Raw genomic sequence first — 19,619 nt, 5'->3', positions numbered from 1 at the left:
ATGTTAAGTCCCGCCGCGTCCGGCCTCGGTCCACAGCGCGGCCATGGCGCGCAGCAGCGACTCCTCGACCACCGGCTTGAACAGCACCGGCACGCCCGACTCGCGCACGCGCTGCAGCCGCGGCGGCGCGGTCTCGCCGGTCACCAGCAGCAGCGGCAACCGGCCGCCCTGGCTCCGGCGCAACCGCAGCCCGGCGTCGAGGCCGTCGGAGCCGTCGGCCAGCCGGTAGTCGCACAACAGCAGGCCGTAGGGCCGGCCCTCGGCGCCGGCGCGCGCCAGCGCCTGCGCGGCGGCGGCCTCGTCGGCCACCGCATGCAGGTCGATCGCGTGCTGGCGCAGCAGGCCGGTCATGGCATCGCGGATGTCGGCCTCGTCGTCGACCAGCAGCACGCGGCGCGGCATCGGTTCGATGCGCGGCATCGGCGCGCGCGGCCCGAACGAAGGCGCGGGCGTGAAGGACTGGCGCCATGGCGGCGCGGCCGCGACGGCGGGCGCGCAGGCCTCGTCGCGCGCCGGCGCGGCGGGCACCACCACGCGCACGTGCGTGCCCCGGCCCAGGCGCGAATGCATCTGCACCGGATGGCCGAGCAGGCGAGAGAGCCGCTGCACGATCGCCAGCCCGATGCCCAACCCGCGCGAGCGGTCGCGGCCGGGGTTGTCGATCTGGTAGAACTCCTCGAAGATCCGGCCCGACTGCTCCGGCGCGATGCCGATGCCGGTGTCGCGCACCTCGATCCACACCTTCTCGCCGCGGTCGCGCGCGATCACCGTCACGCCGCCGCTGGCGGTGTACTTGAGCGCGTTGTCCATCAGGTTCGACAGCATGCGGTGCAGCAACTGCGGATCGCTGCGCACCCACAGGCCGCTGGCGCGCACGCGCAGCTGCAGCTGGCGCTGCTCGGCCTGGGCCGAGAAGGTGTGGTTGAGCGTGAGGAACATCGCATCGAGCGGCACCGCGTCGAGCACCGGCGCGACCACGCCGGCATCGAGCCGCGACACGTCGAGCATGGTGTCGAGCGAATGGCCCAGCGCATGCACCGCGCGCATCAGCCGCTCGGCGTTGCGGCCTTCGGGGCGGTTGCGCAGCTCGTTCTCGAGCGCCGCGCCGAACAGCGCGATCGCATGCAGCGGCTGGCGCAGGTCGTGGCTCGCGGTGCCGAGGAAGCGGCTCTTCTCCTGGCTCGCGCGCTCGGTGGCCACCACCTGCTCGCCCAGCCGCGCGGCCAGCACCTCGTTGCGGAAGCGCAGCCGCAGCGCCTCGTCGAGCACGCGGTGCTGGCGCGTCGCGATGCGCAAGGTGAGCACCAGGTGCACCGCGCCGAACACCGCGAGGAACAGGTGCACGCCGTCGCCCTGCCAGGCCAGCGCGAGCACCAGCCCCGCCATCATCGGGATGCCGTAGCCGTACAGCGCGGGCTTGAGCGAGCACAGCGACTGCATCGAGCGGGTCCAGCCGCTCATGATGACCACCACCAGCAGCGTGGTCGTCACCAGGTCGTCGGGCGCCATGAAGAAGGCCGGCACGGGGGCCGCGACGAGGCTCAGCAGCGTGACCTGCGCGGCATAGCGGCGGGCCCAGGCCGCGCTCATGGCATCGGGGATGCCGGCATGCCAGCGCGGCGCCAGCAGCACCGCGAGATCGGTGGCGACCACCAGTCCCAGCCACGACAGCGCGGCGACCGAGCTGCGCTCGAAGGTGGCGACGCCGAGCGCGATGGCGAAGCCGATGTGGGTGGCGACCGAGACGTTGCGCGAGCCGTAGAACGAACCCAGGTGCTCGCGCAGCACGCGCTGCGCGAGGGTACGGTCGAGGGGCTCGCCGTTCGGGTCGCGGGCTGCGGCGCTGGTCATCGGGACGATTCTGGGGACCGCCCCCGGTGCTCGGAAGTGCCCTAAGTCATGGGACGAACCAGCGGTCGGCCCACTGGTTGAGCGGCTTCAGCCGTCGCACCAGCTCGGCGCCCGACTCGGTCAGCGCATAGCCCGCGTCGCCCAGCGCCACGATCCCGGTGGCGCGCAGCTCCTTGAGGCGGTCGTTGAGCACCGAGGGCGACATCTCGCCGCAACTGGTGCGCAGCGCGCGAAAGCTCTGCGGCTGGCCGTCGCGCAGCTCCCACAGCACGCGCAGGGTGCCCTTGCGGCCGAGCTGCTCGAGCAGCCGCATGACGGGGCGGCGGTGCGCCGCGGGGGCTTCGGCGGGATCGTTCTCTTGCATGGTCGGTGGGCGAGTCGCGTGCGTTACTGCGCTACGCATTTCGTAGCGATAGACTGGATCATCGCTACGGATTTCGTAGCGACTTCAGCCATTCTATGCAAGGAGCCCCCATGACTGCAGAGACCGCGCCCCGCATCCCGCCGCTCGAGGCGCCCTACCCCGAAGGCATCGCCGAACTGCTCGCGCGCATGACGCCACCGCAGGCCCCCGAGGTGCTGGCGCTGTTCCGGGTGCTGGCCGTGAATCCCCGGCTCGCCGAGCGCACGCTGGAGTTGGGCCGCCACTTCCTGGGCCGCAAGGCCTCGATCTCGCTGCGCGAGCGCGAGCTCGTGATCCTGCGCGTGTGCGCGCGTTGCGGTGCCGAGTACGAATGGGGCGTGCACTGGAGTGGCTTCGCCGACGCGGCCGGCCTCGGCGAGGCCGAGCGGCGGGCGACCGCCGGGCGCGACGCGGACCTGTCCCCACTGCAGCCGCGCGACGCCCTGCTGCTGCGCATGGTCGACCAGTTGCACGACACGGGCCACATCGACGATGCGCTGTGGCATGCCCTCGGCGAGCACTGGGACCACGCGCAGTGCCTCGAGCTGATGATGCTCGCGGGCTGGTACCACGCGGTGAGCTACGTCTGCAACGCGGCGCGCGTGCCGCTCGAGCGCTGGGCCGCGCGCTGGTAGCTCAGGCGCCGTTCCTCTCGGCGCGCATCAGGCGCAGCCCGTTCGCCACCACCAGCAGGCTCGCGCCCATGTCGGCGAACACGGCCATCCACATGGTCGCGCTGCCGAACACCGCGAGCACGAAGAACACGCCCTTGATGCCGAGCGCCAGCGTGATGTTCTGCCACAGCACGGCGTGCGCGCGGCGCGACAGCCGGATGGTCTCGGGAATGCGGCGCAGGTCGTCGTTCATGATGACCACGTCGGCCGCCTCCATCGCGGTGTCGGTGCCGGCGCCGCCCATCGCGAAGCCGATGTCGGCCTGCGCGAGCGCGGGCGCGTCGTTGATGCCGTCGCCGGTCATGGCGGCCATGCCGTAGCGCTGCTGCATCGCCTTCACGGCATCGAGCTTCTCCTCGGGCAGCAGGTTGCCGCGCACGTCCTCGATGCCGGCATGCGCGCCGATGGTCCGGGCGGTGGCGGCGTTGTCGCCGGTCAGCATCACGGGCACCACGCCGAGCGCGCGCAGTTCGGCCACGGCCGCCTGCGACGAGGGCTTGATGGTGTCGGCCACGGCGAACAGCGCGAGCACCGCCTGCGGCGAGGCCAGCAGGGTGACGGTGCGGCCGGCTTCCTCGTGGCGCTTCAGCGCGGCCTCGATCGCGGGCGTGCAGAGGCCGCGTTCCTCGATCAGCCGGAGGTTGGCCAGCGCGTAGCGTTGGCCGCCGTGCACGGCTTCCACGCCGCGGCCCGGCAGCGCCGCGAAGTCCTGCACTTCCTCGAGCGCATGGTCGACCGACTTCAGCCCCTCGGCGATGGCCCTGGACACCGGGTGGTCGGAGCGCCCCGCGATGCTGGCCGCGATGGCGAGCACGGCCGCGTCGCCGCCGGCCGTGGCGCCGAGCACCTCGGACTCGACCAGCCTGGGCTTGCCCTCGGTGATGGTGCCGGTCTTGTCGAGCGCCACCGCCTTGAGCTTGCGCGCCTCCTCGAGGTAGGTGCCGCCCTTGATCAGGATGCCGCGCCGCGCGGCCGAGGCCAGCGCGCTCACCACCGTCACCGGCGTGGAGATCACCAGCGCGCAGGGGCAGGCGATGACCAGCAGCACCAGCGCCTTGTAGATCGCCTGCAGCCAGGTCCAGTCCATGAGCCAGGGCGTGAGCAGCGCGATGGCCAGCGCGAGCGCGAACACGGCCGGCGTGTAGATCGCGGCGAAGCGGTCGACGAAGCGCTGCGTGGGCGCGCGCGTGCCCTGCGCCTCCTCCACCGCGTGGATGATGCGCGCCAGCGTGGTGTTGGCGGCCACCGCGGTGACGCGGAACTCGAGCCCCGCGGTCTGGTTGATGGTGCCGGCGAAGACGGTGTCGCCCACGGTCTTGTCGACCGGGATGCTCTCGCCCGTGACCGGCGCCTGGTCGATCGCGCTGCTGCCGGCCGTGACCACGCCGTCGAGCGCCACGCGCTCGCCCGGGCGGATGCGCACCACCGCGCCCAGCGGCACCTCGCTCGCGGGCACCGTCCGCCAGCCGCCATCGGGCTGGCGCACCTCGGCCTGCTCGGGCGCCAGCGCCAGCAGGCTCTGGATCGCGTTGCGCGCGCGGTCCACGGCGCGTGCCTCGATCAGTTCGGCGATCGCATAGAGCGCCATCACCATCGCGGCCTCGGGCCACTGGCCGATGAAGAAGGCGCCGGTCACGGCCACCGCCATCAGCGCATTGATGTTGAGCCGGCCGCGCACCAGCGCCGCGAAGCCCTTCTTGTAGGTGTCGAGCCCCGCGAGCGCGATGGCCGCGAGCGCGAGTCCCATCTCGAAGGCCATGAAGCCCTTGCCCTCGAGCGCGAGGAAGGAGATGGACTCGGCGCCGATGGCGAGCACCAGCGCCGCGACCAGGCGCGCGAGGCCGGCGCTCTTCCAGCCCGCGGGCTCGATGGCGCGCGCCGCGCCCGGCGCGGGCGCGGCCACCGGTTCGGGCTTGAAGCCGGCCTTGCGGATCGCCGCCAGGGCCTCGGCCAGCGCGGCTTCGTCGGCGGTGATCGCCATCGTGCGTTCGCCGAGCCGGAAGCGCAGCGCGCCGATGCCGGCCACGGGCTCGAGCGCGCGGCGGATCTCGGATTCCTCGACCGCGCAGTCCATGGTGGGAATGCGGAACAGCGTCGCGCCCTTGGGCAGGTCGGCCGCCTCCGGCGCCGACACGAAGGCCGACACCGAGGCCGAGCCGCAGCCCGTGTGGCTGCAGCAGGCGTCGTGCGCCGGCGGCGCGGCCGCGGGCGCATGGTCGTGATCGTGCGCATGGCCGTGGTCGTGGCCGTGCGCGCCGGCGGTCCGGATATCCCTGTCGAGCGTGTTCTGGTTCGTCATGGGCTCGATTGAAAACCCTGAAGCAGGTGTAGAGTCAAACGCAGTGCCCCCACCCGCTGGCGGGGCTTCGCCGGCCCACCCGGCCCGCCCTCCTCGCCAGCCTTCCATCTGCCGCATCATGAAAATCGGTGACCTGGCCAAGGCCGCGAACACGCCCGTCGAGACCATCCGCTACTACGAGCGCGAAGGCCTGCTGCCCGCGCCCGCGCGCACCGAGGGCAACTACCGCATCTACGGCGAGGACCATGCGCAGCGCCTGGGCTTCGTGCGCCGCTGCCGCTCGCTCGACATGACGCTCGACGAGATCCGCAGCCTGCTGAAATTCCGCGATGCGCCGCAGGAGGACTGCGGCGAGGTCAACCAGCTGCTCGACGACCACATCGGCCATGTGGCGGCGCGCATCGCCGAGCTGCGCACGCTCGAGAAGCAGCTGAAGGCGCTGCGCCGGCAATGCGGCGGCGCCGATGCGGCCCAGCCCTGCGGGATCATCCAGGAGCTCGACGCGGCCGCGCTCGAGCCCGAGGGCTTCGGCCAGCACGCGGGGCACGTGCACGGCGCGCTGCACGCGCCCGCGCGCCGCTAGCGGCCGGGCCCGGGCTTCATCCGCAGAGCTCGATCCAGCGCCGAAGCCGGCCCGCCACGCGCGGTGTGTTGAGGCGGGCGACCGAGCCTTCCATGTCCTCGCCGCCCTCGACCTGGCACAGCAGCACCACCTCCTCGCGTGCGGCGCCGGTGCCGAAGAATCCCTCGCCATCGAGCTGCGCCATCGCGGCGATGCAGGCCTCGAAGAGGCCGTCGTGCAGCACGTCGAAATCGACGCCGCAGGGCAGGTCCTCGCGGTGGCAGGCCAGGATCATGCGGTAGGCGATGTCGAGGAACTCGCCGCCATCGTCGTGGGACCACTCGCCGGAGCTCCAGATCTCGCTCTCGTCCTCCATCTCGCCCGGTTCGCCCGGTTCGCCCAGGGCGAGGTCGCTGGCGGCATGCACGATCGTCATCGCGCTCTCGTCGCTGCCCAGCGCGAAAAGCCGGAAGGTCCGCTCGGGCTCGGCCGCGCGAATGGCCTCGAAGGCGCGGCGGGCGCCCTCGCGGATCTCGGTCGTGAGCAGCACGAAGTCGACGCGGGCCGGGTCGTGGATGCCTTGGCGCACCCGCACGTAGCCCTGGGCCTCGATCTCGCTGCTGCGCTGCGCCAGGGCCTCCATCGCGGCCTGGGGGCTGGCGAACTCGGCGACGCTCGAGCGCCCCCAGGTCTGCACCTTGCCGCTCGCGGCCCAGAGCGAATTGCCGAACTGCCGCAACTCGTGGAAGTCGGTGGGCCGCTCGTCCTCGAAACGATGGAACAGCGCCCAGCTCACATCACTTCCCCACCAGCTGCGTGAGCTTCTCCGCCTCGAAGCACTCGTCGCGCGCCGCGTCGCCGGGCACGCAATCCCTGGTGCCGGGATGGGCCGAGAGCTTCTCGATCGCCTGCCACAGCAGCGCGATCTGGTGCTCCTGGCTCGAGGCGTTGTCGATCAGGCCGCGCAGCGCCTGGCTCAGCGGGTCGTCGTCCTGCGTGATGCCGTAGGCGGTGAATTTCTGCGGCACGGTCACGTCGGCGCTCTCGCCGGCCTTCGAGGGAATGATGCGCGCCGGGATGCCGACCGCGGTCGCGCCCGCCGGCACCGGCTTGATGACCACCGCGTTGCTGCCGATCTTGGCGCCGTCGCCCACCACGAAGCCGCCCAGCACCTTGGCGCCGGCGCTCACCACCACGTTGCGGCCCAGCGTCGGATGGCGCTTGGTGCCCTTGTAGAGCGAGGTGCCGCCCAGGGTCACGCCCTGGTAGATGGTGCAGCCGTCGCCGACCTCGGCGGTCTCGCCGATCACCACGCCCATGGCATGGTCGAAGAAGACCTCGCGGCCGATCTTGGCGGCCGGGTGGATCTCGATGCCGGTGAGCCAGCGCGCCATGTGCGCGATGAAGCGCGCGGGCCACTTGAAGCCATGGTTCCAGCAGGCGTGGGCCCAGCGATGCAGCACCACGGCATGCAGGCCCGGGTAGACCGTGAGCACCTCCCAGGCGCTGCGCGCGGCGGGGTCGCGTTCGAGGATGCACCGGATGTCGGCGCGCAGGCGAGAGAACATCGCTGCCTTCGTATGTTTTGGTTATGACGATAGGGGCCGCGCAGTCTATAGCCGGGCCTCATCGCGTACGGACGATGGGGTTTTAGCGCCGGATCTTGCCGGCCGCGGCCTCGCTCATCGCCTTGGCGATGCCGCGCAGGATGTGGATCTCCTCGGCCGTGGGCTGGGCCCGGTTGAACAGCTGCTGCAGCCGCGGCATCAGCTTCTTGGGCGCCTCGGGATCGAGGAAGCCCACCTCCACCAGCGAGCGCTCCCAATGCTCGAGCATGCCGGCCACGGCCTGGGCATCGGCCGCCGGCGGCGGCGCGACCGCGTCGCGCGCCGCGAAGCCGCCGAGCGCGAGCCGCCATTCGTAGGCGATCACCTGGATCGCGGCGCCGAGGTTGAGCGAGCCGAAGTTCGGGTCGGTGGGAATGCTCAGCGCGACGTGGCAGCGGTAGACGTCCTCGTTGCGCATGCCGAAGCGCTCGGAGCCGAACAGGAAGGCCACGTGCTCGTCGCCCCGCGCGGCCAGCGGGCCCAGGTGCTCGCGCGGGGTGCGCGTGGGCGGGCCGAAGTCGCGCGGCACCATCGCGGTGGCGCACAGGTGGGTCACGCCGTCGAGCGCCTCGTCGAGCGTCTCGACGATGCGCGCATTGGCCAGCACGTCGAGCGCGCCGCTCGCGCGCTGGATGGTTTCCTCGCGCCGCAGCACGTTGGCCCAGCGCGGCGCGACCAGCACGAGTTCGCCGAAACCCATGGTCTTCATGGCGCGGGCGGCGGCGCCCACGTTGCCGGCGTGGCTGGTCTGGATCAGGATGAAACGGGTGCGCATGGAGGGGGTGGGGAGACAGGGAGCGGCCGAGCCGGTAAAATCCCCCGATTCTCGCCGCCCGCATCGCCGGGCCGGTTTCCGGGTCCTTCAGGGACCCACCCCCCAGTTCTTCCAGTCAGTCAGGAACGACAGCCGTGGCCGCCCGGGCCTTTGCCGGGCCCGCGCAGGCGTTCCGCTCACGCTCACAATTCAGAATGTCGTCCCCCAACCTGCATCCCATGCTCAACGTGGCCGTGAAGGCCGCTCGCGCCGCCGGCGCCATCATCAACCGCGCCGCGCTCGACGTCGAGGCCGTGCGCATCTCCCAGAAGCATGTGAACGATTTCGTCACCGAGATCGACCACGCGAGCGAGCAGGCCATCATCGAAACGCTTCTCACGGCGTATCCGGGGCACGGCATCCTGGCCGAGGAATCGGGCTCCGAGCACGGTGCCAAGGATTCCGACTACGTCTGGATCATCGATCCGCTCGACGGCACCACCAACTTCATCCACGGCTTCCCGTTCTACTGCGTGTCGATCGCGCTGTCGGTGCGCGGCAAGATCGAGCAGGCCGTGGTCTACGACCCCACGCGCAACGACCTGTTCACCGCCACCAAGGGCCGCGGCGCCTACGTCAACGACCGCCGCATCCGCGTCTCCAAGCGCACCCGGCTGTCCGAGTCGCTGGTGGCCACCGGCTTCCCGTTCCGCACCGGCGACAACTTCAAGCAGTACCTGGCCATCATGGCCGACCTGATGCCGCGCATGGCCGGCCTGCGCCGCCCCGGCGCGGCCGCGCTCGACCTCGCCTACGTGGCCGCTGGCTACACCGATGCCTTCTTCGAGACCGGCCTCAACCCCTGGGACGTGGCGGCCGGCTCGCTGCTGGTGACCGAGGCCGGCGGCCTGATCGGCAACTTCACGGGCGAGCCCGACTTCATCGACCAGCGCGAATGCCTGGCCGGCGCGCCGCGCATCTACGGCCAGCTCGTGCCGCTGCTGGCCAAGTACTCGAAGTTCGCGAGCGTCGACGACAAGCTGCGCGCCAGCGACCGCGTGCGCGCGATCGCCGCCGCGAGCAAGCCGCAGGCCGAGGGCTCGGCCGACATCTACGCGCGCAGCACCGTGACCGAGATGGGCCCCGCGGAAGACGCCGAGGCGCCCGCCACCGCCGCCCCGGCCAAGCGCAAGCTCACCCGCATCCGCCGCGACGCCCCCGCCGCCACCGGCCCGTTCGAGGGCGACGCTTCCGCCAAGTGATGGCAGGGGCCCGCGCCATCGGCGGCGAGACCCAGGCCTCGGTGCTGCAGCAGCGCCTGCGCGCCGCGCTGCGCATCGCGCTGAGCCACTACGTCGCCAGCGGCCTCACGGTCGCGCTCGGCCTGCTGTTCATCTCGGGCGGCGTGCATTTCTGGCTCGGCACCGTCGCGGCCTCCTCGGCCGCGGTCGGCGTCATCGTCACCGCGCCGCCCGACCTGCCGGGCCCGCGCCGCGGCAAGTTCTGGCAGATGCTGCCGGCGCCGCTGATCGGGCTGCCGCTGTTCTTCGCCGTGCAGATGCTGCACGCCGCGCCGATCCGGCTCGGCCTGCTGCTGGTGCCGGCCACCTTTTTCGCCTTCCTGGCCATGGCCTGGGGCAAGCGCGGCATCCCGATCGCGATCGCCGTGATGTTCTCGATGATCTTCTCGATGGCCACGCCCACGCCGCACGGCATGGCCGAGGCCATCGAGCGCACCTGGCACTTCGGCCTCGGCGCCGGGCTGTACGTGCTGTGGTCGGTGCTCGCCAACCTGATCCTCAACACGCGCTTTCGCGTGCAGTCGGTAGCCGACGTGCTGTATTCGCTGGCCGCGCTGATGCGCACCGAGGCCAGCCAGTTCACGCCCAAGGACGAGACCGGCGACGTGCGCGAGACCCCCGCGCCGATGCTGGGCCGCCTGCTGCGCGAACAGGCCGCGCTGGCCGACCAGCTGCAGGCCACGCGCGACATCGTGCTCGAGTCGCCGCGCACGCCGCGCCGCCAGCGGCTGGCCGCGATGCTGGTGATCGTGCTCGAGATGCGCGACCAGTTGCTCGCGAGCGAACTCGATCTCGACGCGCTCAAGACCCATCCCGCCCATGCCGATGCGCTGGTCGAGATGCGCTGCGTGCTCGAGGAGCTGGCCGAGGACACGATCGCGCTGGCCGACGCGCTGCTCATGGGCCGCCATCCGCACCTCGTGGCCGACCGCCGGCCGCGCCTCGCCGCGATCCACGTCGACGGCGAGGATTCGGCCGGCCATCCGCATCCGGTGCTGCCCGGCCCCAACGCCGCCATGCTCGCGCGCGGCCTCGCGAGCCGCATCGGCCACATCAACGACGAGGTGCTGCGCCTGTCGGCCATGGCGCGCGGCGATGCCGAGCCCAACCTCGCCGTGGTGCGCGCCAACTGGCAGATGTTCGTGAGCCCCACCGACTGGTCGTGGCGCCCCTTCTTCACCCTGTGGCGCTGGGACGCGCCACCGCTGCGCCACGCGATCCGCGCCGCGCTCGCGATCGCGGCCGGCTACGCGGTCGCGGTGTCGATGCCCTGGGGCTCGCACGACTACTGGATCCTGCTGACCATCGTGGTGGTGCTGCGCGGCAGCCTCTCGCAGACGCTCGAGCGGCGCAACCACCGCGTGGCCGGCACCCTGCTGGGCTGCGTGCTCGCGGTCGGCCTGCTGTCTGCCCATCTCTCGGCGCTCGGGCTGCTGGCCGTGCTCACCATCGCGCAGGCCATCGCCCACAGCTTCGCGGTGCGGCGCTACCTGATCACCGCGGTGGCCGCCACCGTGCTGGGCCTGCTGCAGGCCCACATGCTCAACACCGGCGCGGCGCCGCTGTTCGCGCTGTTCGAGCGCATCGCCGACACGCTGATCGGCGCCGCGCTCGCCTGGGCCTTCTGCTACGTGCTGCCCTCGTGGGAGCGCGGCCAGATTCCGGCGCTGGTGGCGCGCGTGCTGACCGCGCAGGCGCGCCATGCGCGGCTCGCGCTGGGCCTGGGCCAATTGCAGACCGTCGACAGCAGCCCAGAGCTCGAATGGCGGCTGGCGCGCCGCGAGGCCTTCGACAGCCTCTCGGCGCTGGTGCAGGCCACGCAGCGTTCGCTGTCCGAACCGCGTGCGGTGCAGCCGCCGGTCGAGCCGCTCGAGCACCTGCAGGCCCACAGCTACCAGCTGCTGGCGCAGCTCAGCGCGGTCAAGTCGATGCTGGTGCTGCGGCGCGACCGCCTCACGCCCGGCGAGGTCGAGGGGCCGCTCGCGCGCACCACGCAGCGCATCGAGGCCGCGATCGGCGCGGTGCCCACCTCGGGCCCCTCGCAGCCCGAAAGCACGGCCTCCACCGCCGTCGGCGGCCCGATCCCGCTGCCCGATCCCTTCGACAACGACATCAGCCCCTGGCTGCTGCGCCGCCTCGACCTGGCGACCGCGCTCGCGACCCAGGTGCGCGACGATGCGGCCCGAATTCTTCAAGCATTGAACGAACAGGAAGCTTCGGGACTCGCATCGGCATGACCTTGATGCAATCCATCCTCTCCCATCCCTGGTTCGGCACCTGGCTGGCCGCCGTCATCGCCGTTCCCGTCGCCCTCGTCGTCCACCGCATCGGCGGCATGGTGCTCAAGCGCATCACGCGCCCCGCGCCCGCCATCCACGCCCTGGTGGTGGCCTGCCATGCCCCCGCGCGCGTGGTGCTGCCGCTGATCGCGCTGCAGATGGTGTGGCAGGCCACGCCCGAGGACCTGCGCTACATCGCGAGCGTGCGCCACCTCAACGGCCTGCTGCTGATCGCGGCCACCACCTGGCTCGCGCTCAAGGCCATCGGCGGCTTCGCCGACGGCGTGCTCGCGCAGCATCCGTCGGACATTGCCGACAACCTGCAGGCGCGCCGCGTGCTCACCCAGACCCGCGTGCTCGCGCGCACCGCCATGACCGTGGTGGTGATCGCCGGCGGCGCCATGATGCTCATGACCTTCCCGGGCGCGCGCCAGGTCGGCGCCAGCCTGCTGGCCTCGGCCGGCGTGATCGGCATCGTGGCCGGCCTCGCGGCCAAGCCGGTGTTCAGCAACCTCATCGCCGGCCTGCAGCTCGCGCTCGCGCAGCCGATCCGCATCGACGACGTGCTCGTGGTCGAGGGCGAATGGGGCCGCGTCGAGGAGATCACCGGCACCTTCGTCGTGCTCAAGATCTGGGACGAGCGCCGGCTGATCCTGCCGCTGACCTACTTCATCGAGAAGCCGTTCCAGAACTGGACCCGCCACTCCTCGCAGATCCTCGGCTCGGTGTTCGTCTATGCCGACTACGGCATGCCGCTGGCGCCGCTGCGCGCCGAGGTCGAGCGCATCGTGAAGGCCTCGCCCGAATGGGACGGCCGCTTCTTCAACCTTCGCGTGACCGATGCCACCGAGCGCACCATGCAGATCCGCGTGCTGTGCACCGCCGCCACCTCGGGCATGGCCTTCGACCTGCGCTGCAACGTGCGCGAGGGGCTGATCGATTTCATGCAGCGCGAGTACCCGCAGCACCTGCCGAAGGTGCGCGTGGGCAACGACCACCCGGCCGAGCGCGAGCCCGGCCCGCTGCAGCCGCAGGCCGTGGCCTGAGCCGCGCCTTCCATTCCGAGCGTGCCGCGTTGAAGCCCGACCCCGAACCCAAAGGTCCGCTGGTACGCGCCCTGCTCCATGCCTTCGCGGTGCTGTGCCTGGCGCTCGGCCTCATCGGCGTGGTGGTGCCGGGGATGCCGACCACCGTCTTCATCCTGCTGGCCGCCTGGGCCGCGGCGCGCAGCTCGCCGCGGCTGCATGCCTGGCTGCTCGGCCACCGCATCTTCGGGCCGCTGCTGCACAACTGGGCCCACGGCCGCACCGTGAGCCGGCGCGCCAAGTGGAGCGCCACCGTCACCATGGCGCTGTGCGCCGTGATCGTCTCGTACACCGCGCACCGGGCCTGGACCGCGGTGCTCGCGATCGGCTGCATGGCGGTGGTGCTGGCCTGGCTGTGGTCGCGGCCGCTGCCACCGCCCTGAACCGCGCCCCTCCGCGTTTCCCCGTTTTCCCGCCCTACGCCATCCGACTCGCCAGCGTCGGCCAGAAAGGAAGAACGACATGAAGACCGAAGACATCGACGCCGCCCCCGACAGCACCGCCGCGCGCGTCGCGCTCTGGCGTGCGCTGCATGTGGAGGCCGACGCGCCGCCGCATGTGCTCGACGATCGGATCGGCCTGCGCTTGCTGGACCCGCCGCCCGGCTGGCGCGAGCGTGGCGACATGGACCCGGACTTCACCCGCCCCTTCCGCGCGTCGATCGTGGCGCGCGCCCGCTTCATCGAGGACCTGGTCGCGGAACACGCAGCCCTCGGCACCGACCAGTACGTGATCCTCGGCGCCGGCCTCGACAGCTTCGCGCAACGCCGCCCCGAGCTCGCGTCGCACCTGCGCATCTACGAGATCGACCGGCCCGGCCCACAGGCCTGGAAGCACCGGCGCCTGCGGGAACTGGGCTTCGGGCTGCCCGAGGGGCTGCGCTTCGTGCCGGTCGACTTCGAGGCAGGCGCCTCGTGGCGCGACGGGCTCGCGGCCGCCGGCTTCGATGCCAAGCGGCCCGCCATCGTGGTCTCGACCGGCGTCAGCATGTACCTGAGCCGCGAGGCCAACCAGGCCACCTTGCGCGAGGTCGCGTCGTTCGCGCCGGGCACGCGCTTCGCGATGAGCTTCCTGCTGCCGCTCGAGATGGCCGACCCCGCCGTGCGTCCCGGGCTCGAGATGGCGGTCAAGGGCGCGCGCGCCAGCGGCACGCCCTTCGTGAGCTTCTTCGCGCCGCAAGAAGCCGTGGCGCTCGCACGCGACGCGGGCTTTGCCGAAGCGACGCATGTCTCGGCCGCCGACCTGAGCGGGCGCTATTTCGCGGATCGAAGCGATGGCCTGCGTCCGCCCGATGGCGCGGAAGACCTGCTGGTCGCAAGCGTCCAGGGGTCCTAGGCGCCCTTGCGCATCGACGGCAGCGCGAGATTCGTGAACGCCCGCAGCAGCCACTCGACCGGCCCGTAGGCGAAGCGCCCCATCCACCATCGGCTCAGCGGCAGCTGGCAGCCGAAGATCGCGAAGGCGATCCCCATCGCCGCGAGCGGCGGCGTCGCGCCGATCCAGCGCAGCCCATAGGCCAGGAACAGCCAGGCGCAGACCGCCGACTGCAGCAGGTAGTTCGACAGCGCCATGCGCCCCGCGGGCGCGAGCCAGCTTTCGAGCACGCGGCCGCGCGGCGTGCGGAACAGCAACACCAGCGCGCAGGCATAGGCGGCGCTCAGGAACGGTGCCGTGAGCAGCGTGACCGAGAGCCCGAGGAAATCGCGCACCGCGCCATCGACGCGCAGCGCCGACTGGGCATAGAAGGCCGCGCCCGGCAGTCCCACCGCCAGCCCCCAGGCCAGCAGGCGCCGGAACAACGGCAGCCGCGCGCCGGTATCGGCCAGCAGCGCATGCCGCCCCGCGACGAAGCCCGCGAAGAACATCGCGAGCGCCGTCGGTGCCTGCACCAGCGCCGTGAGCCACCAGATCTGCGACAGCTCGCGCAGGTGCTGCACGATCACCGTCATCGGCGTGCCGCGGTAGGCCGCCAGCGCCGAGGCGGCTTCCGCGTAGGCACTGCGCAGGTCCATCGATCCGCCGCCCAGCGCGAACGACAGCAGCGCGCTGAAGGCGGCCCACAGCAGCGCGGTGCCCAGCACCAGCGCGATGCCGGCGCCCAGCAGGAAGCGGTCGCCGCGCCGGTGCAGCAACAGCAGCACCAGGCCGATCACGCCATAGGTCGTGAGGATGTCGCCCTGATAGAGCAGCACCGCATGCGCCACGCCCAGCAGCCACAGCCCCAGCAGCCTTCGCGCCATGCGCGGCGCGAAGGCGCGGCCGGCGCGCTGCGCGGCCTCCTTCTGCAGCAGGAAGCTGTAGCCGAACAGGAACGAGAACAGCAGGTAGAACTTGGTCTCGAAGACGAAGGTGCGCACGAACACCGCGAGCCGCTCGGGCAGCGGATTCGCGAGCGGATCGGGCAGCCCCGTGCCGTAGTAGGTCGAGGCGAAGGTCGCGATGTTGACCACCAGGATGCCCAGCAGCGCGAAGCCGCGCAGCGCATCGACCGTGGTCTGGCGCTGCGGCGCTTCGGCCTCGCTGGCTCCTCCCATGCGGCGCTCAAACCACCGGCGCGCGTCGGGGATCGGTCACCGGGCAATGGCCGTGCACCTCGAGCAGGCGCAGCAGGTCCTCGGAACTGCGCGCCTTGGCCCAGTCGCGCTCGGTGTCGGAGATGCCCACCACATGCAGGAAATCGAACTTGCCCGAGTCGAGCTGCGCCGTCGCCGGATAGTGCTTCGGCTGCGCCAGCACCACATGGCGCAGCGCCGAGGCGGCCTTCTGCCCGATCGGCCCGCCCAGCGGGATGCGGTCGCCGTAGTCCAGCGGCGGCTTGTCCTCGCCGAAGCGGCCGTGCGCGAGCAACACGTTGTAGGCCAGCAGCTTCTGGAGCAGCTTGACCGGCCAGGTCTCGCCGGCCTGCGACGGCACCTCGAGCACGAGCTCGGAGCCGATCCACGAGTAGTCCTCGGGGTCGTAGTCGGCGGGCTCGCCCTCCCAGGGCGTCGAGCCGCCCGAGGTCGCGTAGAGCCAGGAGTTGCGCAGCGGCGTGGGCTCGAACTCGAACACGCCCAGGTGCAGCCAGCGCGGATCGATGTCCTGCGCGCCCAGCGCCGAGAAATCGTCGGGGCCCAGCACGAAGATGCCCTTGCGCTTCTCGCCGAAGAGCTGCGGATAGAGGACTTCCTCGCGGTATTTCCAGACTTCTTCCATCGAACTCATCGGGCTGCTCCTCGTGGTTTGCCGACCGGGTCTCGGTCTCGGGCCATTCTGCCCCGCGTCCAAGACGGAAAGTGGCTCAGGCTGTCGCGCCGGTGGCCTTCAGGGGCCGGTCGACCAGCGTGTCGGCGAAGGTGCCGAACCAGCAGACGCGCCCGTACTGGCTGAACGAATAGAGCCCCACCGTGTGGGGATCGCGCTCGAAGCCGGCCGGCAGCGGATGCGGCACGACGCGCCGTTGCAGGTGGCTCTTGATCAGGTAGTCCACTTGCCGAACCGCGAGCGCCTCGTTGCCGGCCGATGCCCACACGCGCGGGATCCTCAGCCGTCCCTCGCCCATCTCGAACTCGGCCACGAAAGCCAGCGCGGCCGTCCAGCTGCGCGCGAAATAGAGGCGGCCGCCGTAGAGATAGATGTCCCACTTCTCCTCCATCGCCGAGGCCTTGAACAGCACGCCTTCGGTCGGGGACTCCTTCGAGTCGTAGGCCAGGCTGCATTCCAGCGCCACGGCCTGCGCGGGAAGCTGGCCGATGTGGGCCGAACCCGGGTCCGTCCGGCCGGCCGAGAACTGGGCCGCGATGCCCGGGTCCTTGGTGGTGGAGATCATCGACCGCGCGAAGGCCGCGCAGTCGTAGCCCTCGAAGACGAACGGATTCGCCGGATCGTCGGCGGACAGCAGCCGCACCGACTCGTCGGGCGGGGCGGGGGCGTGGGGCGCCGCCGCTGCCGGCGTTGGAGTTGGGGTTGGCGCCTGCGTGGTTACTGCCGCCGGTCGCGCGCCGAACAGCGCCTTGATCTTCTCGAACATGATGTCCTCTTCTCTCGTTGGATCGCCGTGCCCGGTCACCCGGTCTCAACGCACCGCGTGCCTGCCCCGGTCCGCCTTCGGCAACACCGCCTGCGCCACCATGCGCTCGGCCCGCTCCTGCATCCGGTGCAGCGCCGCGTCGAAGCGCTCGGCCTCGCCGGCATCGAGCGCGCCCATCAGCTCGCCGTTGATCGCCGTCACGAGCGGAAAGAGCTCGTCGTAGAGCGCCTGCCCGCTGTCGGTGAGCCGCAGCCGCACCTGCCGCCGATCGCCCGCGCGCGCCACGCGCGAGACCAGCTTCTTGGCCACCAGCGAACCCACGGCCTTCGAGGTGCGCGCGCGGTCGAGCTGCGCATGCTCGGCCAGTTGCGAGGAGCCCACTTCGCCGCGGCTCGCGAGCGTGGCGATCAGCCGCCATTCGCGGCGCGTGATGCCGAAGCGGCCCTCGCACAGGCGGATCACCATGCTGCCGGCCACCGCGAGCAGGCGCGAGAGGCGGTAGAGCAGCAGGTCGTCGAGCGGGCGGCGCGGCGCCGCGCCGGCGTCCACGGCCGTCCTCGCGGTGGCCTTGGCCGGCTTGCGGGCGGTCGCTTTCACGGGCACTTCGGCGGGCATGGGCATCTCGCGCGGGTAAATCCGGGGAATGGTTGATTTGATCAATCGACTGTAGCGTCTCCAGAATCGTCCGCAGCCGCGGGCACACGACCCGCCAGAACGGCGCCATTCGGAGACTTCGCCCCATGCCTTCCCCCACGCACGCTTCCCACCTGCCCGCTCCCGGCCGCCGCCGGCTGGTCGCCGCGCTCGGCGGCCTCGCGCTCGCGCCCGCGCTGTCGCGCGCCCAGGGCTTCGCGCCGGGCCAGCCGATCAAGGTGCTGATCGGCGTGCCCGCGGGCGGCACGCAGGACGTGCTCACGCGCGCCATCGCGCACGAGGTGCGTGACAGCCTCGGCCCGCTGATCGTCGACAACCGCTCGGGCGCGGCCGGCCGCATCGCGGTGGACACGGTCAAGACCGCGCCGCCCGACGGCCACACGCTGCTGCTGGGCACGGCCGGCATGATGACCATGTTCCCGAGCGCCTACCGCAACCTCTCCTACGACCCGATCAGGGACTTCGTGCCGATCCTCAACGCGGCACGCTTCGAGCTCGCGCTGGTGCTCAACAAGGACGTGCCCGCGAACACGCTGCCCGAGTTCATCGCCTGGGCCAGGGCGCAGGGCGACAAGGTCAGCTTCGCCTCGTACGGCGCCGGCACGCCCTCGCACTTCCTCGGCGAGATGCTCAACCGCGCGGCCGGTCTGAAGATGGTGCACGTGCCCTACCGCGGCTCCACGCCCGCGCGGCAGGACGTGATGGGCGGCACCGTGCCGGTCTATTTCGACACCGTGGGCGGCGCGCAGCAGATGCTGCCCTCGGGCCGCGTCAAGGTGCTGGCCACCAGCGGCGAGAAGCGCTCGCCGCTGATGCCCAACCTGCCGAGCTTCGTCGAGGCCGGCTACAAGGACGTGGTCGCCACCGCCTGGTTCGCCTACTACGCGCCGCTGAAGACGCCGCAGCCCGTGGTCGAGAAACTGCGCGCCGAGTTCGCGCGCGCCGTCAACAAGCGCGAGGTGCGCCAGATGCTGCTGCAGAACGGCATGTACCCGGTGGCCGACACGGGCGACGCGCTCGTGAAGACCATGCGCGAGGACACGGCACGCTGGGCCGGCATCATGAAAGCCGTGAATTTCCAGGCCAACGACTGACCCCCTACATCCATCAAACGCAAAGGAGGAAGAACCCATGCACCCGAAACACAAGATCACCCGCCGCCTCGCCGGCCTGATGGCCATCGCCGGCCTCGCGACGGCGCTCGCCGCCACCGGCGCCGCGGCACAGCCGCTCGACGGCCCGCTGCGCATCGTCGTCGGCTATGCGCCCGGCGGCGCCACCGACCGCGTCGCGCGCATCGTCGGCGACAAGCTCGCGTCCAAGCTCGGCGTGCCGGTCATCGTCGACAACAAGCCCGGCGCGGGCGGCCGTCTCGCGGCGCAGCAGGTCAAGGTCACGCCCGCGAACCAGAACGTGCTGATGCTCGCGAACCCCGCCGTGATGGTGGTGGCGCCGCTCGTCTTCAAGGACAACGGCTACGACGCCGAACGCGACTTCGTGCCGGTGTCGCACGTCAACGACTACGACTTCGCGCTCGCCGTGTCGCCCACGCTGCCGGTGCGCGAACTCAACCACCTGCTGGCGTGGATGCGCGCCAACCCGCAGCAGGCCAACGTGGGCGTGCCGGCCACCGGCAGCCTGCCGCACTTCTTCGGCCTCATGGTCGGCGAGAAGGCCAAGGTCCAGACCCAGGTCATCGGCTACCGCGGCTCGGCGCCGCTGCTCAACGACCTGATCGGCGGCCAGGTGCCGATCGCGGTCGACACCGAGGACGTGGTGATCCCGCAGCACGACGGCGGCAAGCTGCGCATCCTCGCGATCTCGGGCGCCAAGCGCTCGCCCTTCGCGCCCTCGGTGCCCACCTTCAAGGAAGCCGGCCTCGACCTCGCGGCCAGCGGCTGGAACACCTTCTTCGCGCCCGTCACCATGCCGCGCGAGAAGGTCGAGCGCCTCGCCACCGCGATCCGCGAGGTGATGCAGGACCCCGACACGGTGCGCAAATTCACCGACTCGAAGATGACGCCGGTGGTCAGCACCCAGGCGCAGACCGCCGCGATGCTCAAGGCCTACCGGCTGCAATGGGGCCCGGTGGTGCAGAAATCGGGCTACCAGCCCTGACCCTTTCCCGGCCCATCGGGCCC

The 19,619-nt window shown here is 71.5% G+C and carries 19 protein-coding genes; 9 read left to right on the top strand and 10 right to left on the bottom strand.

Going from position 1 to position 19,619, the window contains the following annotated elements; all coding sequences use genetic code 11:
• Positions 1-3: 3 nt before the first annotated feature.
• Both KV106_RS22845 and KV106_RS22840 read right to left on the bottom strand, forming a co-directional pair.
• Complete coding sequence (locus tag KV106_RS22845) at positions 4-1,851, bottom strand: ATP-binding response regulator (protein WP_261212544.1); 1,848 nt, start codon at positions 1,849-1,851, stop codon at positions 4-6.
• A gap of 46 nt (positions 1,852-1,897) precedes the next feature.
• Complete coding sequence (locus tag KV106_RS22840) at positions 1,898-2,215, bottom strand: winged helix-turn-helix transcriptional regulator (RefSeq protein WP_057594853.1); 318 nt, start codon at positions 2,213-2,215, stop codon at positions 1,898-1,900.
• Positions 2,216-2,325: 110 nt separating this feature from the next.
• Between KV106_RS22840 and KV106_RS22835 the strand changes: the two genes are divergently transcribed.
• On the top strand, positions 2,326-2,889 hold the full coding sequence (locus KV106_RS22835) for a carboxymuconolactone decarboxylase family protein (RefSeq protein ID WP_261212542.1): 564 nt from the start codon (positions 2,326-2,328) through the stop codon (positions 2,887-2,889).
• Between the two features lies 1 nt (position 2,890).
• On the opposite strand, the gene KV106_RS22830 is transcribed toward KV106_RS22835, so the two are convergent.
• On the bottom strand, positions 2,891-5,227 hold the full coding sequence (locus KV106_RS22830; RefSeq protein WP_261212540.1) for a heavy metal translocating P-type ATPase: 2,337 nt from the start codon (positions 5,225-5,227) through the stop codon (positions 2,891-2,893).
• Positions 5,228-5,345: 118 nt separating this feature from the next.
• On the opposite strand from KV106_RS22830, the gene cadR reads away from it, so the two are divergent.
• Positions 5,346-5,810, top strand: coding sequence for a Cd(II)/Pb(II)-responsive transcriptional regulator (gene cadR, locus KV106_RS22825; RefSeq protein ID WP_057594856.1), 465 nt, complete (start codon positions 5,346-5,348; stop codon positions 5,808-5,810).
• 16 nt (positions 5,811-5,826) lie between these two features.
• Here the strand turns inward: cadR and KV106_RS22820 are convergent, their stop codons facing one another.
• The 3 genes from KV106_RS22820 to KV106_RS22810 form a co-directional block, all read right to left on the bottom strand.
• Positions 5,827-6,585: a DUF4303 domain-containing protein gene (locus KV106_RS22820; RefSeq protein WP_261212539.1), complete on the bottom strand. Its 759-nt coding sequence runs from the start codon at positions 6,583-6,585 to the stop codon at positions 5,827-5,829.
• 1 nt (position 6,586) lies between these two features.
• Entirely contained in the window at positions 6,587-7,357 is a 771-nt protein-coding gene (gene cysE / locus KV106_RS22815; RefSeq protein ID WP_057594858.1) for a serine O-acetyltransferase, read from the bottom strand.
• Positions 7,358-7,439: 82 nt separating this feature from the next.
• Complete coding sequence (locus KV106_RS22810; RefSeq protein ID WP_057594859.1) at positions 7,440-8,171, bottom strand: RNA methyltransferase; 732 nt, start codon at positions 8,169-8,171, stop codon at positions 7,440-7,442.
• A 194-nt stretch (positions 8,172-8,365) separates the two neighbouring features.
• Here KV106_RS22810 and KV106_RS22805 point away from each other — a divergent pair, with 194 nt between their 5' ends.
• The 5 genes from KV106_RS22805 to KV106_RS22785 all read left to right on the top strand — a co-directional run bounded on the left by KV106_RS22805 (position 8,366) and on the right by KV106_RS22785 (position 14,150).
• Complete coding sequence (locus KV106_RS22805) at positions 8,366-9,412, top strand: inositol monophosphatase family protein (protein ID WP_261212536.1); 1,047 nt, start codon at positions 8,366-8,368, stop codon at positions 9,410-9,412.
• A complete protein-coding gene (locus KV106_RS22800) occupies positions 9,412-11,688 on the top strand; it encodes an FUSC family protein (RefSeq protein WP_261212534.1) in 2,277 nt (758 codons plus the stop codon). The genes KV106_RS22805 and KV106_RS22800 overlap by 1 nt, the downstream gene beginning before the upstream one ends.
• Positions 11,689-11,693: 5 nt before the next feature.
• Complete coding sequence (locus KV106_RS22795) at positions 11,694-12,776, top strand: mechanosensitive ion channel family protein (protein ID WP_409976550.1); 1,083 nt, start codon at positions 11,694-11,696, stop codon at positions 12,774-12,776.
• A gap of 29 nt (positions 12,777-12,805) precedes the next feature.
• On the top strand, positions 12,806-13,198 hold the full coding sequence (locus KV106_RS22790; protein WP_261212533.1) for a YbaN family protein: 393 nt from the start codon (positions 12,806-12,808) through the stop codon (positions 13,196-13,198).
• 79 nt (positions 13,199-13,277) lie between these two features.
• Complete coding sequence (locus KV106_RS22785; RefSeq protein ID WP_261212531.1) at positions 13,278-14,150, top strand: class I SAM-dependent methyltransferase; 873 nt, start codon at positions 13,278-13,280, stop codon at positions 14,148-14,150.
• Here KV106_RS22785 and KV106_RS22780 read toward each other — a convergent pair.
• From KV106_RS22780 to KV106_RS22765, 4 genes are all read right to left on the bottom strand, one after another.
• Positions 14,147-15,349 carry a DUF418 domain-containing protein gene (locus KV106_RS22780; protein ID WP_261212529.1) on the bottom strand — a complete coding sequence of 401 codons (1,203 nt, stop codon included), beginning with the start codon at positions 15,347-15,349 and terminating at the stop codon, positions 14,147-14,149. The two genes, KV106_RS22785 and KV106_RS22780, sit on opposite strands and share 4 nt — an antisense overlap.
• 7 nt (positions 15,350-15,356) lie before the next feature.
• Positions 15,357-16,019: a suppressor of fused domain protein gene (locus KV106_RS22775; RefSeq protein WP_261212527.1), complete on the bottom strand. Its 663-nt coding sequence runs from the start codon at positions 16,017-16,019 to the stop codon at positions 15,357-15,359.
• Positions 16,020-16,095: 76 nt separating this feature from the next.
• Positions 16,096-16,824, bottom strand: coding sequence for a hypothetical protein (locus tag KV106_RS22770; RefSeq protein WP_261212525.1), 729 nt, complete (start codon positions 16,822-16,824; stop codon positions 16,096-16,098).
• A gap of 45 nt (positions 16,825-16,869) precedes the next feature.
• Positions 16,870-17,421, bottom strand: a complete 552-nt coding sequence (locus KV106_RS22765) for a MarR family winged helix-turn-helix transcriptional regulator (protein WP_409976549.1) — start codon at positions 17,419-17,421, stop codon at positions 16,870-16,872.
• A gap of 143 nt (positions 17,422-17,564) precedes the next feature.
• Here KV106_RS22765 and KV106_RS22760 point away from each other — a divergent pair, with 143 nt between their 5' ends.
• Positions 17,565-18,572: a Bug family tripartite tricarboxylate transporter substrate binding protein gene (locus KV106_RS22760; RefSeq protein ID WP_261212524.1), complete on the top strand. Its 1,008-nt coding sequence runs from the start codon at positions 17,565-17,567 to the stop codon at positions 18,570-18,572.
• Between the two features lie 37 nt (positions 18,573-18,609).
• Complete coding sequence (locus KV106_RS22755) at positions 18,610-19,596, top strand: Bug family tripartite tricarboxylate transporter substrate binding protein (RefSeq protein WP_057594868.1); 987 nt, start codon at positions 18,610-18,612, stop codon at positions 19,594-19,596.
• Positions 19,597-19,619: the final 23 nt, after the last annotated feature.

Source organism: Variovorax endophyticus (genome assembly GCF_025376855.1).
GTDB lineage: Bacteria > Pseudomonadota > Gammaproteobacteria > Burkholderiales > Burkholderiaceae_C > Variovorax.
This window is presented reverse-complemented; position numbering and strand designations above follow the sequence as displayed.

What these genes read in the sequence shown, in the direction of transcription:
- KV106_RS22785 (WP_261212531.1), top strand. Translation starts at nt 13,278, where the DNA reads ATGAAGACCGAAGACATCGACGCCGCCCCCGACAGCACCGCCGCGCGC.
- KV106_RS22760 (WP_261212524.1), top strand. Translation starts at nt 17,565, where the DNA reads ATGCCTTCCCCCACGCACGCTTCCCACCTGCCCGCTCCCGGCCGCCGC.
- KV106_RS22810 (WP_057594859.1), bottom strand. Translation starts at nt 8,171, where the DNA reads ATGCGCACCCGTTTCATCCTGATCCAGACCAGCCACGCCGGCAACGTG.
- KV106_RS22840 (WP_057594853.1), bottom strand. Translation starts at nt 2,215, where the DNA reads ATGCAAGAGAACGATCCCGCCGAAGCCCCCGCGGCGCACCGCCGCCCC.
- KV106_RS22845 (WP_261212544.1), bottom strand. Translation starts at nt 1,851, where the DNA reads ATGACCAGCGCCGCAGCCCGCGACCCGAACGGCGAGCCCCTCGACCGT.
- KV106_RS22800 (WP_261212534.1), top strand. Translation starts at nt 9,412, where the DNA reads ATGGCAGGGGCCCGCGCCATCGGCGGCGAGACCCAGGCCTCGGTGCTG.
- KV106_RS22775 (WP_261212527.1), bottom strand. Translation starts at nt 16,019, where the DNA reads ATGAGTTCGATGGAAGAAGTCTGGAAATACCGCGAGGAAGTCCTCTAT.
- KV106_RS22770 (WP_261212525.1), bottom strand. Translation starts at nt 16,824, where the DNA reads ATGTTCGAGAAGATCAAGGCGCTGTTCGGCGCGCGACCGGCGGCAGTA.
- KV106_RS22795 (WP_409976550.1), top strand. Translation starts at nt 11,694, where the DNA reads ATGCAATCCATCCTCTCCCATCCCTGGTTCGGCACCTGGCTGGCCGCC.
- KV106_RS22755 (WP_057594868.1), top strand. Translation starts at nt 18,610, where the DNA reads ATGCACCCGAAACACAAGATCACCCGCCGCCTCGCCGGCCTGATGGCC.
- KV106_RS22780 (WP_261212529.1), bottom strand. Translation starts at nt 15,349, where the DNA reads ATGGGAGGAGCCAGCGAGGCCGAAGCGCCGCAGCGCCAGACCACGGTC.
- KV106_RS22830 (WP_261212540.1), bottom strand. Translation starts at nt 5,227, where the DNA reads ATGACGAACCAGAACACGCTCGACAGGGATATCCGGACCGCCGGCGCG.
- cysE (WP_057594858.1), bottom strand. Translation starts at nt 7,357, where the DNA reads ATGTTCTCTCGCCTGCGCGCCGACATCCGGTGCATCCTCGAACGCGAC.
- KV106_RS22805 (WP_261212536.1), top strand. Translation starts at nt 8,366, where the DNA reads ATGTCGTCCCCCAACCTGCATCCCATGCTCAACGTGGCCGTGAAGGCC.
- cadR (WP_057594856.1), top strand. Translation starts at nt 5,346, where the DNA reads ATGAAAATCGGTGACCTGGCCAAGGCCGCGAACACGCCCGTCGAGACC.
- KV106_RS22835 (WP_261212542.1), top strand. Translation starts at nt 2,326, where the DNA reads ATGACTGCAGAGACCGCGCCCCGCATCCCGCCGCTCGAGGCGCCCTAC.